10 protein-coding genes and 2 tRNA genes are annotated in these 14,231 nt (G+C 37.7%); 7 read left to right on the forward strand and 5 right to left on the reverse strand.

Translation table 11 applies throughout. The annotated features are described in order from the left end of the window. Positions 1-1,407 precede the first annotated feature (1,407 nt). A tRNA-Phe gene (locus tag ABD676_RS06245) sits at positions 1,408-1,480 on the reverse strand. A 377-nt stretch (positions 1,481-1,857) separates the two neighbouring features. On the opposite strand from ABD676_RS06245, the gene ABD676_RS06250 reads away from it, so the two are divergent. Next, complete coding sequence (locus ABD676_RS06250) at positions 1,858-2,340, forward strand: HAD domain-containing protein (protein ID WP_344673736.1); 483 nt, start codon at positions 1,858-1,860, stop codon at positions 2,338-2,340. A 320-nt stretch (positions 2,341-2,660) separates the two neighbouring features. Here ABD676_RS06250 and ABD676_RS06255 read toward each other — a convergent pair. Then, positions 2,661-2,733: transfer RNA gene (locus tag ABD676_RS06255), tRNA-Phe, on the reverse strand. Between the two features lie 186 nt (positions 2,734-2,919). On the opposite strand from ABD676_RS06255, the gene mnmA reads away from it, so the two are divergent. Further along, positions 2,920-4,020 carry a tRNA 2-thiouridine(34) synthase MnmA gene (gene mnmA / locus ABD676_RS06260; protein ID WP_344673737.1) on the forward strand — a complete coding sequence of 367 codons (1,101 nt, stop codon included), beginning with the start codon at positions 2,920-2,922 and terminating at the stop codon, positions 4,018-4,020. A gap of 64 nt (positions 4,021-4,084) precedes the next feature. On the opposite strand, the gene gap is transcribed toward mnmA, so the two are convergent. The 3 genes from gap to pfkA are packed head-to-tail and all read right to left on the reverse strand — an operon-like array spanning position 4,085 to position 6,925. Then, positions 4,085-5,083, reverse strand: a complete 999-nt coding sequence (gene gap, locus ABD676_RS06265) for a type I glyceraldehyde-3-phosphate dehydrogenase (protein ID WP_344673738.1) — start codon at positions 5,081-5,083, stop codon at positions 4,085-4,087. A 5-nt stretch (positions 5,084-5,088) separates the two neighbouring features. Next, positions 5,089-5,937: a hypothetical protein gene (locus ABD676_RS06270; protein ID WP_344673739.1), complete on the reverse strand. Its 849-nt coding sequence runs from the start codon at positions 5,935-5,937 to the stop codon at positions 5,089-5,091. Positions 5,938-5,941: 4 nt separating this feature from the next. Next, entirely contained in the window at positions 5,942-6,925 is a 984-nt protein-coding gene (gene pfkA / locus ABD676_RS06275) for a 6-phosphofructokinase (RefSeq protein ID WP_344673740.1), read from the reverse strand. A gap of 140 nt (positions 6,926-7,065) precedes the next feature. Here pfkA and ABD676_RS06280 point away from each other — a divergent pair, with 140 nt between their 5' ends. From ABD676_RS06280 to ABD676_RS06300, 5 genes are all read left to right on the forward strand, one after another. Then, a complete protein-coding gene (locus tag ABD676_RS06280) occupies positions 7,066-7,728 on the forward strand; it encodes an NUDIX hydrolase (RefSeq protein WP_344673741.1) in 663 nt (220 codons plus the stop codon). Between the two features lie 148 nt (positions 7,729-7,876). Beyond that, positions 7,877-8,479 carry a TetR/AcrR family transcriptional regulator gene (locus ABD676_RS06285; protein WP_344673742.1) on the forward strand — a complete coding sequence of 201 codons (603 nt, stop codon included), beginning with the start codon at positions 7,877-7,879 and terminating at the stop codon, positions 8,477-8,479. A 4-nt stretch (positions 8,480-8,483) separates the two neighbouring features. After that, positions 8,484-9,821: a TolC family protein gene (locus ABD676_RS06290; RefSeq protein ID WP_344673743.1), complete on the forward strand. Its 1,338-nt coding sequence runs from the start codon at positions 8,484-8,486 to the stop codon at positions 9,819-9,821. 13 nt (positions 9,822-9,834) lie between these two features. Further along, on the forward strand, positions 9,835-10,893 hold the full coding sequence (locus ABD676_RS06295; protein WP_344673744.1) for an efflux RND transporter periplasmic adaptor subunit: 1,059 nt from the start codon (positions 9,835-9,837) through the stop codon (positions 10,891-10,893). Positions 10,894-10,919: 26 nt separating this feature from the next. Next, positions 10,920-14,090, forward strand: a complete 3,171-nt coding sequence (locus tag ABD676_RS06300) for an efflux RND transporter permease subunit (RefSeq protein WP_344673745.1) — start codon at positions 10,920-10,922, stop codon at positions 14,088-14,090. The last annotated feature ends 141 nt before the right edge of the window (positions 14,091-14,231 follow it).

Genomic DNA, 14,231 nt, shown 5'->3' on the forward strand with positions numbered 1-14,231 from the left:
ATGGGTCTTGGCTGTTTTGGGACCATCATTGTATTTATAATTATTTATTATCTATTGGGATATTTATAGGATAATTCCTTTAGAGAGTCATTAAAAAATAACGGCTAGAACCTAACGGCTCTAGCCGATTTTTTGTTTAACAAAATCCAGTTAACAGGTAACAATTGGCACGAGATTGCCAAATGGATTTTCAGAATGCGTTGGAATTAGGCTCTTCCATCGATTAGTATTCTGATGCCAATATACAGTATTTTATGATAATTTATCAAAGAATTAAAAAATGTATTGTGATTCTCATTGTGAACAACTGGGTTTTCTGCGATTTTACCTGATTTTATTGAGGTAAGGGCCTTTCTGTTACTTGAAGAACCTTTTTAATATGGTTAGGGATAGCTAGGTGATTCAAGGTATTTGGATCATTTTGTTAATGTATTAGGCTCCATATTGCTTCGAGACTCTCAAGGAATTTTTACGGATCTGATAGGGATCTTGTTCGGATCTCGTTCGCTTCTAACCGAACGAGATCCGAAGGAGATCCGAACAAGTTCCGAAGGAGATCCGAAGGAGTGGCGAAGAATACCCCTTTTTTATAGTATTTAGTATGGAGTAGTTAGTAGTTAGACCTAGGGCGAACTTAGTCTTTAAGAGGTCGGTAGTTATAGGTGAAGTTGATTTAAATTTCGATAGCGTTACAGTGATTCTTTCTGCTACTTTCAACTCCGAGCGAGGCGAAGAGTCTCTGTAGATAGACCGATTCGCTGTTAGAAATGAAATAGTGAATTAGGAAGGAAAAAAGAGGAAGTTGAAAGAGGGAAGGAAGGAGAAGATAAAGGAAAAGGAGGGAGAATTAGAGTTGTGCGGTAGATTCATGCATTTTATACTTTTCAACGGGCAGACATTTCGTTATACTCAGTACTGCCCCTACGCATGGCGGGATATTGGGCGGTTAGATATCTGTACAGGTAATACGTTCGGTAGGGGCAGTACTGAGCGAGTTTGAAGAGGGGTTTATCCCTGATGAAAACGAGCGGAATGTCTGCCCGTTTTATTGTATTGATAGACGACAGAATTCAGACTGCAGGAAATAGATTTGGAGTGAGTTTTTTGGTGTTATTTATTAACGGTCGATGCATGCATCGACTCTACAAACAACTGTGAAAATATAATCAATAATTATCCTAATTGTAGGGTCGAAACATGCTTCGACCTATATTCGTAATTCAAAATCCAATAAATTAACTAATTCTGATTGGTATAGTTTGAAGTTCTTTCGGCAGGCCTTATGGTGCGGACGGTGCATGCATCGACCGTTAATACGCTCATAAAATCTAACCCGCCATAGGTCTAAATACTAAATACTAACTACTATATACTAAAAAAGCTTGTCTTTCGACAAGCTTTTTTCTGTGGTGCCAGCTGGATTCGAACCAGCGACACAAGGATTTTCAGTCCTTTGCTCTACCAACTGAGCTATGGCACCTTATTTTTTAATAAGGTTGTTGTAGCATGATGTTTTGCTGACAACGCTACAAAGGTATAAAATTGACTTAATAATGCAAATAAATATGGTTTAAATAGATGTAAATGGGTTATTATCACCTTGATAAATTTTGTGATTGCTTGTGTAGGCACATTTACAATGAGCCTTAATTGACGGTTAATCTATATTTTATTGTTTTCCTGAAAAAAATATGTCCATAATAGAGTCCTGAAATAATTTGATATTTTCTTAATATAGAAAATTTAGAAATAAATAGGATGTATTAGGAACTTTGTTTGGCAAAGAAAAGCAGGGTAATATTGGAATAAATCTGATAAAATGAGAATTTATGTGTGAGGATAACAAAAAATAATTTTATGATTTTCTTTTTAGACATAGATGGTGTTTTAGTACATGCAAATCCTCATAGAAAGTTGGAATTGGAAATGTATGGATTTTATAAATTTAATCCCTTAGCAAGTGCTATATTAAAAAATACCATTTATAAAAGTAAGGATAAGATTGTTTTATCTTCTTCCCATAGGTATAGGTTTAGTTTAAGTGAATGGAAAAATATTTTTAAACGGCGAGGTTTGGATTTTCTTCATTTTTCAATATTAAATCCTAAGAAATCGAGTTATGACAGTAAAATTTCGAGAAAGCATGAATTGTTGATATGGATTGAGGATAACTGGCTATCCCCTGAAGAATTGGTGATTATTGATGATGATAAATCATTGAATGATTTACCAAAAGAATTTAAAGTACGCTTACTTCTTACAGACCCATACAAAGGTTTGGATACACAAATAGAATTGAAAAAATTACTTAAAAGAAGAGTAAAAAAGATCGTGAAATAAAGTGTGAAGTATTTATCAAGAATCTAACAGTCCAGGTATTGTTTTAAACTAGACTCTAAAAGTCTAATAATTATTACACTTTTCAGTCTCACATCTCCTATCTCACATCGCAAATCTAGTCTATCCGCCCTAGGTCTAACTATTACAATACTAATTACTGCCTGAAGGCTCAGACGCTGAGTTGTAAGGAACATAATCACCTTACTATCTCACATCTCCTATCTCACATCGCAAATCTAGTCTATCCGCCCTAGGTCTAAATACTAAATACTTAGTACTATATACTAAAAAAAGCTTGTCCTTTGACAAGCTTTTTTCTGTGGTGCCAGCTGGATTCGAACCAGCGACACAAGGATTTTCAGTCCTTTGCTCTACCAACTGAGCTATGGCACCTTTTAATTGCTAATCCGTTACCGGACTTGCGATGCAAATGTACCGTCTTTTTTTGAATTCCAAAACTTTTGAAATAAAATTTTTCATGCTTATCGGCAATGTCTTGATTTTGATTGAGATAAAATTACATGAAATAAACATTGGGAATAGCTAATTAACGGTATCTTTGCATTTCAATAAAATACTATGAGTAAAAAGGGAAGAGTTTTGGTAGCCATGAGTGGGGGAGTGGATAGCTCCGTTGCCGCAGTCATGCTCCATGAACAAGGATATGAGGTCATCGGGATAACGATGAAAACTTGGGATTATGCAAGTTCTGGGGGCTCTTCCAAAGAAACGGGATGCTGTAGCCTAGATAGCATTAACGATGCACGTATGCTAGCTGTAAACTATGGTTTCCCACATTATATTCTTGATATCCGCGATGAATTCGGTGACTTTGTAATCGATAATTTCGTGGATGAATATATCGCTGGAAGAACGCCTAACCCATGTGTATTGTGTAATACCCATATCAAATGGGAAGCATTGATGAAACGTGCCGATAAATTGGATTGTGAATTTATTGCTACAGGACATTATGCCAATATCCGTTTGCATGATAACGGTCGCTATGTAATCTCTAAGGGTAAGGATGAACATAAGGATCAGTCCTATGTACTTTGGGGAGTATCTCAAGAGAATTTGGCAAGAACCCAATTCCCTTTGGGCAGTTTCGCTAAATCGGAGATTCGTCAAATGGCATTGGATATGGGACAAAAGGAATTGGCCAATAAATCGGAGAGCTATGAGATTTGTTTTGTGCCAGATAACGACTATCGCTCGTTTCTAAGGCACAAACGTCCTACATTGGACCAAGAGATTGGGCCTGGTAATTTTATCCTCTCAGACGGGACCGTAGTGGGTCAGCATATTGGGTATCCGTATTTCACGATTGGACAACGTAAAGGTTTAGGGATAGCGCTAGGAAAACCAATGTTTGTAATTCAGATTTTACCGGAGAGTAATTCGGTAGTTCTGGGTGAGGAGCATGAATTGGAAAGAACCCAAGCTTTTGTGAGAAATATTAATTTGGTAAAATATGCTTCATTAGAAGAACCAATGGAAGCAATCACCAAGATTCGTTACAAAGATCCGGGAGCCCTTTCAACTTTGACCCAACAAGGCGATATTATGAAGGTAGATTTTAGCCATCATGTAAAAGGAATTGCCCCTGGACAGTCAGCTGTCTTCTATGAAGGCGATGATTTGTTAGGCGGAGGATTTTTAATGAAAGAAGTGCTTTAATCAGCTTATTACTAGAAATAAAAAAGGGGATTTCAATTGAAATCCCCTTTTTGTGTTTTATAACTTAGGAAAGTTTTGCAACTTCTTGCGCTAAGTCGATGATTTTGTTGGAGTAACCCCATTCGTTATCATACCATGATACTACTTTCACGAAGTTATCGTTCAAGGAGATACCAGCTTTAGCGTCGAAGATAGAAGTACGCGCATCACCTAAGAAGTCAGTAGAAACTACATCATCCTCAGTGTATCCTAAAATACCTTTTAATTCACCTTCTGAAGCGTCTTTCATTGCTTTCTTGATTTCTTCGTAAGAAGCACCTTTTTCCAAACGTACAGTTAAATCAACTACAGAAACATCAGGAGTAGGAACGCGTAAAGACATACCGGTTAATTTACCTTTCAATTCTGGTAATACTAGACCAACTGCCTTTGCTGCACCTGTAGAAGAAGGGATGATGTTTTGGTAAGCACCACGTCCACCTCTCCAGTCTTTCGCTGAAGGACCATCCACGGTTTTCTGAGTTGCAGTAACCGCGTGTACTGTTGTCATTAAACCTTCCACGATACCGAATTTATCGTTTAATACTTTAGCGATAGGAGCAAGACAGTTTGTTGTACAAGATGCGTTAGAAACGATGTTGTATTCTGCTTTTAATTCTTTATGGTTTACACCCATTACGAAGGTAGGCGTGTCATCTTTTGCTGGAGCTGACATAATTACTTTTTTCGCACCTGCTTCGATGTGTTTCTGTGCTAATTCTTGCGTTAAGAAGAAACCTGTAGATTCGATGATTACTTCTGCACCTACTTCGTTCCATTTCAAGTTTGCAGGATCTTTCTCCGCTGTGATACGGATTGTTTTTCCATTAACAACCAAGTTACCATCTTTTACTTCTACGGTTCCATCGAATTGCCCATGCGTAGAATCGTATTTCAACATGTATGCTAGGTAATCAGGTTCAACTAAATCATTAATACCCACTACCTCAATATCACTGCGTTTTACGGCAGCTCTGAATGCTAAACGGCCAATACGGCCAAATCCGTTAATTCCAATTTTCATTTTGACTAATTTTTATTTAAATAATATTTTAATAGGTTTTGTACAGGTTCCCGAATAATCGTCCCGATCGTAAGATGGTGATCTTTTACAATCTGTCTTAACCAGTCGGCATAATTATTCGCAACAGAGCCTGTGAAGTTGATTGTTGCATCTGGGTATGCTTCGGAAAGCGGAACCAGATAAGTTTTTACATAGATCTCCAATCCCTTCTTGATGATGCCCTCCATGTACGGATCGTCCTTGTTTTCTAGGATGAAATCCGCAAATGATGTCAAGAAGATATTTGGATTAGGTGTATTATATGTTTTATCTAATATTGTTTTACGGTCGATGTTATGTTTTCGAACAAATTTATCACGGAATCCTGCTGGCATGGCTTCTGTCAAGAAATCTTTTAAAATCTGTCTTGCCTGCCAATTGGTGGATGCTTCATCCGCCAGGATATAACCTAGTCCGTAATTGTTTTCCATGATTTTACGTCCGGTATAATAAGCTGCATTGGAACCTGAACCAATTATGCCTATAATGCCCTTTTCATTGCCGAAGGTGGAGATGGCCGATGCTAATACATCGTGGCTAGCCTTTACTTTGGCGTTTTTAAAGAACTGATTGAATGCTTTCTCGATTTTCTCCTGTCTTTCTTTAGAAGAAGCCCCCGCACCGAAGAAATAGATCTTACGGATTCGTTCTGCATTGTTGATCAGTTGGGTGTTTTTGTTCAGTAGTTGTTGGATAAAACGCTCATCCTGGATATATGGATTTATTCCTGTTGTTCTAAAACCATGAAGGATTCTACCTTTTTCAGCCAAACGCCAATCAGCGTATCTGGATCCACTAAAAACTACTGCTATCATAGACTTATATGTTCATTACTTGGGAAATGGTCACGAGTTCCTCATCCAATTTGAATTCTTTTCCACGGAGCGCCTCTTCTAGCGTTGTAGAAATGATCTTACTTCCTCGGATGCCTACTGTTGCACTTCTGTTACCTTTTAATAGTTCATTAACAGCGAAATATCCCATTCGGGTGGCAAGCACTCTATCAAAACTGCTTGGGGAACCTCCGCGTTGTAAATGTCCTAATATACTAACTTTTGTGTCAAAATAATCAAATTTTTCGTTGACACGCTGTGCTACATGGTAGGCTCCACCATTCTTATCGCCTTCTGCAACAATCACGATCATGGAGGTTTTATTTTGATCTTTTGCAGTCTCCAACATGTCGATTAATTCATCGATTGCAGTATCTTTTTCAGGAAGTAGTATTGCTTCAGCTCCACCAGCTACACCGGCATTTAATGCAATACAGCCTGAGTCTCTACCCATTACTTCAACAAAGAATAGTCTATTATGCGAAGCAGCAGTATCTTTTATCTTATCGATCGCATCAATGACCGTATTGTTTGCTGTGTCAAAGCCCAAGGTATAGTCTGATCCATAAAGATCATTGTCTATGGTGCCCGGGATACACATCACTGGGATATCGTATTCTTTCGAGAATATATCAGCACCTGTAAAGGTACCATCTCCACCAATAGCTACTAAGGCATCTATACCCGCTTCTTTCACATTGTCGTAGGCTTTCTTACGTCCTTCCGGTGTGCGGAATTCAGGGCAACGTGCAGATTTTAGAATGGTTCCTCCTTTCTGCAGAATGGAGCTTACCGAACGGCTAACCATTTCTTTAAAGTCACCTTCGATCATTCCTTCGTAACCGCGATAAATACCAGTTACTTTAATGTTATTATAGAGTGCAGTTCTTACCACGGCTCGAATGGCAGCGTTCATTCCTGGAGCATCTCCTCCAGATGTATATACACCAATCCGTTGTATTTGCTTCATTAGGTTCTTTCGTTTTTGAAATACGAATATAATGTGTATTTCTTACACTATTAAATTTTTTTGGTAAATTATTTGTTTAATTAGTAATATTGTTGATAAATTCATATTACTATATTAATCAGTTAAATTAAAGAAAAGCTTTGCAGACTCATTTTACGATTGATTGCGTTATTCTAACCTTTGATGAAGGGAAGTTAAAGGTTCTATTAGCGGAGAGGAATGAATATCCATATAAAGATTGGTGGGCACTCCCAGGATATTTTGTGAACAAATATGAGGAGATGGAAGATGCTGTTGCGCGTATTCTTTTTGAGATGACTGGTCTAAAAGACATCTATATGGACCAATTAGCGGCTTTTGCAGGGGTAAAAAGACACCCCGAGGGCCGTATTCTTACCGTCGCCTATATGGCATTGGTGCAAATGGAAGAGGTAAAGAATAAGATTGCATCACTTACCAGCTATATGCGTCAATTGAAATGGTTTTCCGTAGATGAGCTTCCAGAATTAGCTTTTGACCACCGTGAAATTATCGATCTATCCCTAGACCGATTGAAAAAAACGATTTCATTTTCTACCACACCTTACGAACTATTGCCAAACAAATTTACACTTACCCAATTGCAACAAGTTTTTGAAGCACTTCTGAATAAGAAACTGGATAAGCGAAATTTCCGTAAAAAAATAAATAACCTAGGTTACTTGAAGGAACTTAATGAAGTTCAAAAAGGAGTTTCCTACCGAGCAGCTAAGCTGTACTCTTTCGATAAGAAAAAATTCCAAAAACAATTTAGTCAAGACTAATGATCCTGTAAAAGATCTCATAAAACCATTTAGCTATGTTAAGAAAGTGTTAATTATCACTTTTTTGACATGGCTGTGATATTATTTGCTATCAATTCTTTACTTTTGAACAATTTTTAGAAAAAGTCAGAAATAATAAAAGTAAAAAATGGAAAATCGTAAGGATCAAATCATAGAGGTTGCCTTAAAGCGTTTTGCTCATTTTGGTTTTCATAAGACCACAATGAATGAGATTGCTGATGATCTACGGATCACCAAGGCGAATCTTTATTATTATTATCCGGACAAACCTTCTTTGATTTTGGATGTTTTGTGCAAGATTGCAGCTGATCTAAATGGTGGAGAGGTAAAGATTGTAAATAAGTATAAGGATGATTTATTAAAGACGATCAATGAGATTATCGATCTACGATCTAAGTTTATGCGTAAATATTATGTCTTCCACATCAATGAGAATTTAGATTGGATAAAGGGCATTGATTTAGCAGAAACCGTAGAACAATTTTATAAACGAGATGTAGAAGTGATCAAAGCTCTTTTAAATAAGGCAGTCACTTCTGGAGAGTTAACAATTTCAAATATTGATGAAGCGGCTATATCCTTGGCGGAAATCCAAAAAGGCCTGAGCTTACTACACACGGTATCGGATGTGATCACAGGCATCCCTAACGACAGTAATGTTGATAAGATTGTTGCGAGCCAAAAACGCGTGACAAAGTTAATATTTGAAGGTAAATTAAATCGCATTTAACACAATGAGAAACATAAAAGTAATCGCACTAATGGTATCCGGTATCTTTACCGGTTCCTTATTACATGCGCAGGAAACCTTGACTTTGCAGGAGGCGGTCAAGTATGCGCTAGAAAACAAAGCGGAGGCTAAGAAGGCAAAATTGGATGTGGAGAATTCCCAGTACAAGATTGACGAAGTACGAGCAGGCGCTTTACCGCAGATCAATGGCTCGGGATCATTGACATATAATCCCTTGATTCAGAAGAGTGCCTTGGATGGAGCTTTGATGGGTAAACCAGGTGAAACCATTATGGTAGCCTTTGGTCAACCTTGGCAAGCAAATGCTGTGGTTCAGGTAAGTCAACAACTTTTCAATCAGTCATTGTTTACTGGATTAAAAGCAGCTAAGTCAACTCGTGAATTTTACCAAATAAACAATCAATTGACCGATGAGCAATTGATCGAGAAAGTGGCGAATGCTTATTACGAAGTTTATCAATCGGATATGCAATTGCAAACCATTGATAATAACTTACAAAATACAACCAAGACAAGAGATGTATTAAAAGGTTTGGTTGAGGCAGGGTTAATGAAAAAGATTGACCTTGACCGTACAGAAGTAGCGATCAACAATCTATTGGCACAAAAACAACAAATAGTAAATGCGCAAGAGCTTCGTGAGAATGCCTTGAAATTTGCGATTGGAATGCCAATTCAAGAGGATATCGTGTTGCCTAAGGAAACATTCGATGTGAATGCGAGAATGATAGCTGAGGAATTCAATGTGGAGAACCGCACGGAGGTTAAGCTACAAGAAAAGCAAATTGAATTATTAGAGTTCAATAAGAAAGCTATGATCTCTGCTTATTATCCAAGTTTGTCTATGACTGGAAATTTAGGTTATATGGGTTTTGGTCAGAAGTTCCCAATCTTTAATAATGATGCAAATTTTGCACCATATTCGGCAATTGGTCTTAACCTGTCTATTCCGATTTTCAACGGCGGATCGACAAAAGCTAAGGTAAATCAAGCAAATGTTGCCATTTCCAAAGCTCGTGTAGACTTAGAGGATTCCAAATTAGGATTAAACTTAGCCTCTGAAAATGCGAAATCACAAATCAAAAACAGTTTGCTAACGGTAGACAACAACCGTCGTAACGTTCAATTGGCAAAAGAAGTGATGGACAACACCCAGAACAACTATAGAAATGGACTAGCTACTTTAACAGAATTGTTGGATTCTGAGAATGCATATGCAGATGCTCAGAACAACTTAAACACATCATTATTGAACTATAAAGTAGCAGAAATTCAATTGATCAAAGCAAACGGTAATTTAAAATCTTTAGTAAACGAATAATTAACACACCAAAATGAAACGCGCAATAATTATTATCCTCGTTATAGGCCTAGCATTAGCTGGTATAGTCTATAAATTAAATAAGAACAAGGCAGAAGTCGCTCAAGAGACTGCTATAGTAGCAGAGAAGAATGCAGCTGTAACTGTTCGTATCGATACTGCTAGAACACAATCTATGAATTTAGCATATCAAGCAAATGGTACGTTCATGCCTAAACAAGAAGTAACTGTAGCTGCTGAAACTGGTGGACGAGTTGTTCGTGTATTAGTAGATGAGGGTTCAAGAGTTGGTGTTGGTCAAACATTAGCTATCGTTGAAGGCGATAAATTAAATGTAAATGTATCCAATGCACAAGCTGCATACGATAATGCCCGCACAAACTTACAACGCTATGAAAGTGCTTTAGCTACTGGCGGGGTTACCCAAGCACAAGTAGATCAAATGCGTCTTCAATTTGAAAATGCAAAGAACAATCTAAAAAGCGCTAAGCTAACAGCTGGAGATGTAACCATCAAAACATCTGTTGCTGGTATTGTAAATGCGCGTAAGATTGAGCCTGGAGCTTATGTAAGCCCAGGTACACCAGCATTTGATATCGTGAATGTAAGCACGTTAAAATTACGTGTAAATGTAGATGAGAAGAATGTCGCTACTTTACGTGTTGGACAGAATGTAGAAGTTTTGGCGAGTGTTTATAGCGATAAGAAATTCTCTGGTAGAATTACTTTCATTGCTCCTAAATCAGATGGTAGCTTGAACTTCCCAGTGGAAATTGAAATTGCTAATAACCCAAATAACGACCTACGAGCTGGTATGTATGGAACTGCTGTATTCGGTGGTTCAGGAACAGCCAATGCTTTAGTTGTTCCTCGTACAGCTTTTGTAGGATCAATTTCTGATAACAAAGTTTTCATTCTTAAGAATGGAAAGGCAATTGAAACAAAAGTACAGTCAGGTAGAAGTTTTGGTGACTTGATTGAAGTAATCAGCGGTTTACAAGCTGGTGATCAGGTAATCATTTCCGGACAAATCAACTTAATGGATCAGACTCCAGTTGAAGTTATTAAATAATTTGTGCTAAGTACGACAATTCTATTATGAAGATTACTGAAATATCGATAAAACGTCCCAGTCTGATCATCGTATTATTTATAATACTGACATTGGGTGGGATATTCTCATATTCCCAATTGGGATATGAGTTGGTGCCTAAGTTTGAGGTAAATGTAATTACCATTCAAACTGTATATCCAGGGGCATCACCAACAGAGGTTGAAAATACCGTAACCAAGAAAATTGAAGATGCGGTTTCCTCGTTGGAGAGTATTAAAAAATTGGAATCTACTTCCATGGAAAACGTTTCTGTGGTCATGATCACCTTAAATGATGGAGCAGATGTCAACTTCCTGTTGACAGATGCCCAACGTAAGATCAATGCCATCTTAAACGACCTTCCAGATGATGTAGATGCACCATCTTTGAATAAATTCTCCTTAGATGATGTGGCCATCATGAGTTTGGCTGTAACATCAAACCTATCTGAGAAGCAACTTTATGACCTATTGGACAATAAGATCCAACCGATCTTTGCTCGTATCAATGGTGTAGCGAAAGTTGACCTGATCGGGGGTGAAGAACGTGAGATCCAAGTAAGTGTTGATGCCGAGAAATTAGAAGGTTATGGTCTTTCTATTGGTCAAGTGCAACAAGTAATTGGTCAATCGAACTTAGATTTCCCTACAGGTAATGTTAGTACTCGTGAAAACAGGACGACAATTCGTCTTGCCGGTAAAGTAACGACAGTAGATGAATTAAGAAATCTACCAATTACAACTCCGACAGGAACAACGATTTTCCTACGTGATATTGCTGACGTTCAGGATGGTATCAAGGAAATTGAGAAAATCGCACGTTTAGATCAAAAGAATACCATCATGTTACAGGTATTCAAACAATCAGATGCAAATGCGGTAGAGGTTTCCAAATTGGTTAAAGAAACCATTACAACAGTAGAAAAGGATTATACCAAAGATAATGTAAAAGTATTATTGGCGAATGACTCGACTGATTATACCTTGAACGCAGCGAATAATGTAATGCACGATTTGATGATTGCGGTTGCTTTGGTAGGTTTCATTATGTTGTTCTTCTTACATAGTTTGCGTAATGCTGCAATTACGATGGTGGCTATTCCACTTTCCTTGATTGCTACATTTATCGGACTATTATTGATGGGTTACACCTTAAACTTAATGTCCTTATTAGGTCTTTCCCTAGTGGTAGGTATCTTGGTCGATGATGCAATCGTTGTAATCGAGAATATTCACCGTCACATGGAAATGGGTAAAAATAAGGTTCGTGCAGCTTATGACGGAGCAAAAGAGATTGGGTTTACTGTATCCGCTATTACTTTGGTAATTGTGGTGGTATTCTTGCCTATTGCGATGTCTTCAGGACTTGTTGCTAATATCTTAGCACAATTCTGTGTGACTGTAATTATCTCGACTTTACTTTCCTTATTAGTATCCTTTACGGTAGTGCCTTGGTTATACTCCAGATTCGGAAGATTAGAGCATATTAATCCTAATTCATTCTTTGGAAAGATTATCCTTGGTTTTGAAGCTGGATTAACCAAATTTACTCATTGGATTACTGGTATCTTAGAGTGGTCATTAAAAAGCAGATGGACCAAATTGGGAACATTAGGTATTGCCTTATTCTTGTTTGTAGGTTCATGTAGCTTATTACCTTTAGGATATATCGGTTCTGACTTCTTCCCATCCTCGGATAAAGGCGAATATCTAATGCAGTTGGAATTAGAAAAGGATGCTTCTTTAGAGAAAACAAACTTTTTAACGCAAAAAGCAGAGGCCATCATCAAAGGCAAGCCTGATGTAGAGCGTGTTATTACGACTGTAGGACAATCATCTGATGGGGTTATGTCTGTTGGAGGTTCTCGTTATAAATCGGAGATCCACGTTATCATGAAAGATGAGTACAAAGGAAACTCTAAAGTTTATGCTGCGATTTTACAACGTGAGTTGGAGAAAGAGTTAATCGGAGCAAAAGTGAAATTCGTTAGTATGGGTCTGATGGGGGCTGAGCAAGCACCATTAAAATTAACCGTAATAGGTTCTGATCTTAATGATGCTGCCGAATTTGCTGGACAAGCGGCAGATTTATTACGTAAAGTTCCTGGAGCTACCAACGTGAAGTTATCTTCTGAAGGTGGTAATCCAGAGATCAATGTGAAAGTAGACCGTGAGAAAATGACCTCTTTAGGCTTGAATGTAGCAACAGTGGGGATGACCATGCAAACTGCATTCTCTGGTAACAATGATAATAAATTCCGTGCTGGTGATAATGAGTATGATATCAATATCCGTTTTGATGAGAAGAGCCGTTCCAATATTTCTGATGTTAGAGGCTTGAAATTCATTAACAATCAAGGAACACCTATTTCATTGGAACAGTTTGCAGAAATTGGATATAGTTCTGGACCTTCATTGTTAGAGCGTCGTGATAAATCACCGGCAGTATCTGTTCAAGCTTCCATAGTAGGTCGTTCTTTGGGGGATGTAGCTAATGAATGGCAAGCAGAATTTGAGAAATTAGAAGTAAAACCTGGGGTAGCTTATATCTGGGGTGGTAATATGGAGAACCAACAAGAAGGTTTCGGTACTTTAGGAGTGGCTTTATTAGCTTCGATCTTGTTAGTTTACTTGGTAATGGTTTCCTTATACGATAGTTTCTCAACACCATTTGTCGTGATGTTCTCTATTCCATTATCCTTTATCGGTGCTTTATTATTATTAGCATTGACAGGACAATCCTTGAACATCTTTACAATCTTAGGTATCATCATGTTGATTGGTTTGGTTGCTAAGAATGCGATTTTATTGGTTGACTTTGCTAACCACCGTAAGGAACATGGTGATAATACACATGATGCCTTGGTAGCTGCCAACCACGCTCGTCTACGTCCAATCTTAATGACTACAATCGCGATGGTATTTGGTATGATTCCTATTGCCATGGCAACTGGTGATGGTGCAGATATGAACCGTGGTCTTGCAATCGTAATTATCGGGGGTTTATTATCCTCTTTATTATTAACCTTGGTTGTAGTACCGGTAGTATATTCCATCTTCGATAGTATTGGTCGTCGTTTTGGTAAAAAACAAAAGACCGATTATGCAACTTTAATCGATGCAGATTATGTTCCTAACGAACATTATGTAGACGAAATGGAAGTAAAACATAATTAACATTTTACCTATGATTCCATAAATTGGGGCCATATTTTAATATAATTTTAGGGCTGATCATGATTCATGATCAGCCTTTTTTTATGGCAATAGGCTTACGATTGGGATTATTACATCTAGAAAAAAAATCTTATCTTTCGC

It is taken from the genome of Sphingobacterium kyonggiense, from assembly GCF_039536825.1.
GTDB classification, from domain to species: domain Bacteria; phylum Bacteroidota; class Bacteroidia; order Sphingobacteriales; family Sphingobacteriaceae; genus Sphingobacterium; species Sphingobacterium kyonggiense.

Excerpts from the sequence above, each read along its gene's own strand:
- ABD676_RS06300 (WP_344673745.1), top strand. The coding sequence starts at position 10,920 with ATGAAGATTACTGAAATATCGATAAAACGTCCCAGTCTGATCATCGTA.
- mnmA (WP_344673737.1), top strand. The coding sequence starts at position 2,920 with ATGAGTAAAAAGGGAAGAGTTTTGGTAGCCATGAGTGGGGGAGTGGAT.
- ABD676_RS06290 (WP_344673743.1), top strand. The coding sequence starts at position 8,484 with ATGAGAAACATAAAAGTAATCGCACTAATGGTATCCGGTATCTTTACC.
- gap (WP_344673738.1), bottom strand. The coding sequence starts at position 5,083 with ATGAAAATTGGAATTAACGGATTTGGCCGTATTGGCCGTTTAGCATTC.
- ABD676_RS06295 (WP_344673744.1), top strand. The coding sequence starts at position 9,835 with ATGAAACGCGCAATAATTATTATCCTCGTTATAGGCCTAGCATTAGCT.
- ABD676_RS06285 (WP_344673742.1), top strand. The coding sequence starts at position 7,877 with ATGGAAAATCGTAAGGATCAAATCATAGAGGTTGCCTTAAAGCGTTTT.
- pfkA (WP_344673740.1), bottom strand. The coding sequence starts at position 6,925 with ATGAAGCAAATACAACGGATTGGTGTATATACATCTGGAGGAGATGCT.
- ABD676_RS06250 (WP_344673736.1), top strand. The coding sequence starts at position 1,858 with ATGATTTTCTTTTTAGACATAGATGGTGTTTTAGTACATGCAAATCCT.
- ABD676_RS06270 (WP_344673739.1), bottom strand. The coding sequence starts at position 5,937 with ATGATAGCAGTAGTTTTTAGTGGATCCAGATACGCTGATTGGCGTTTG.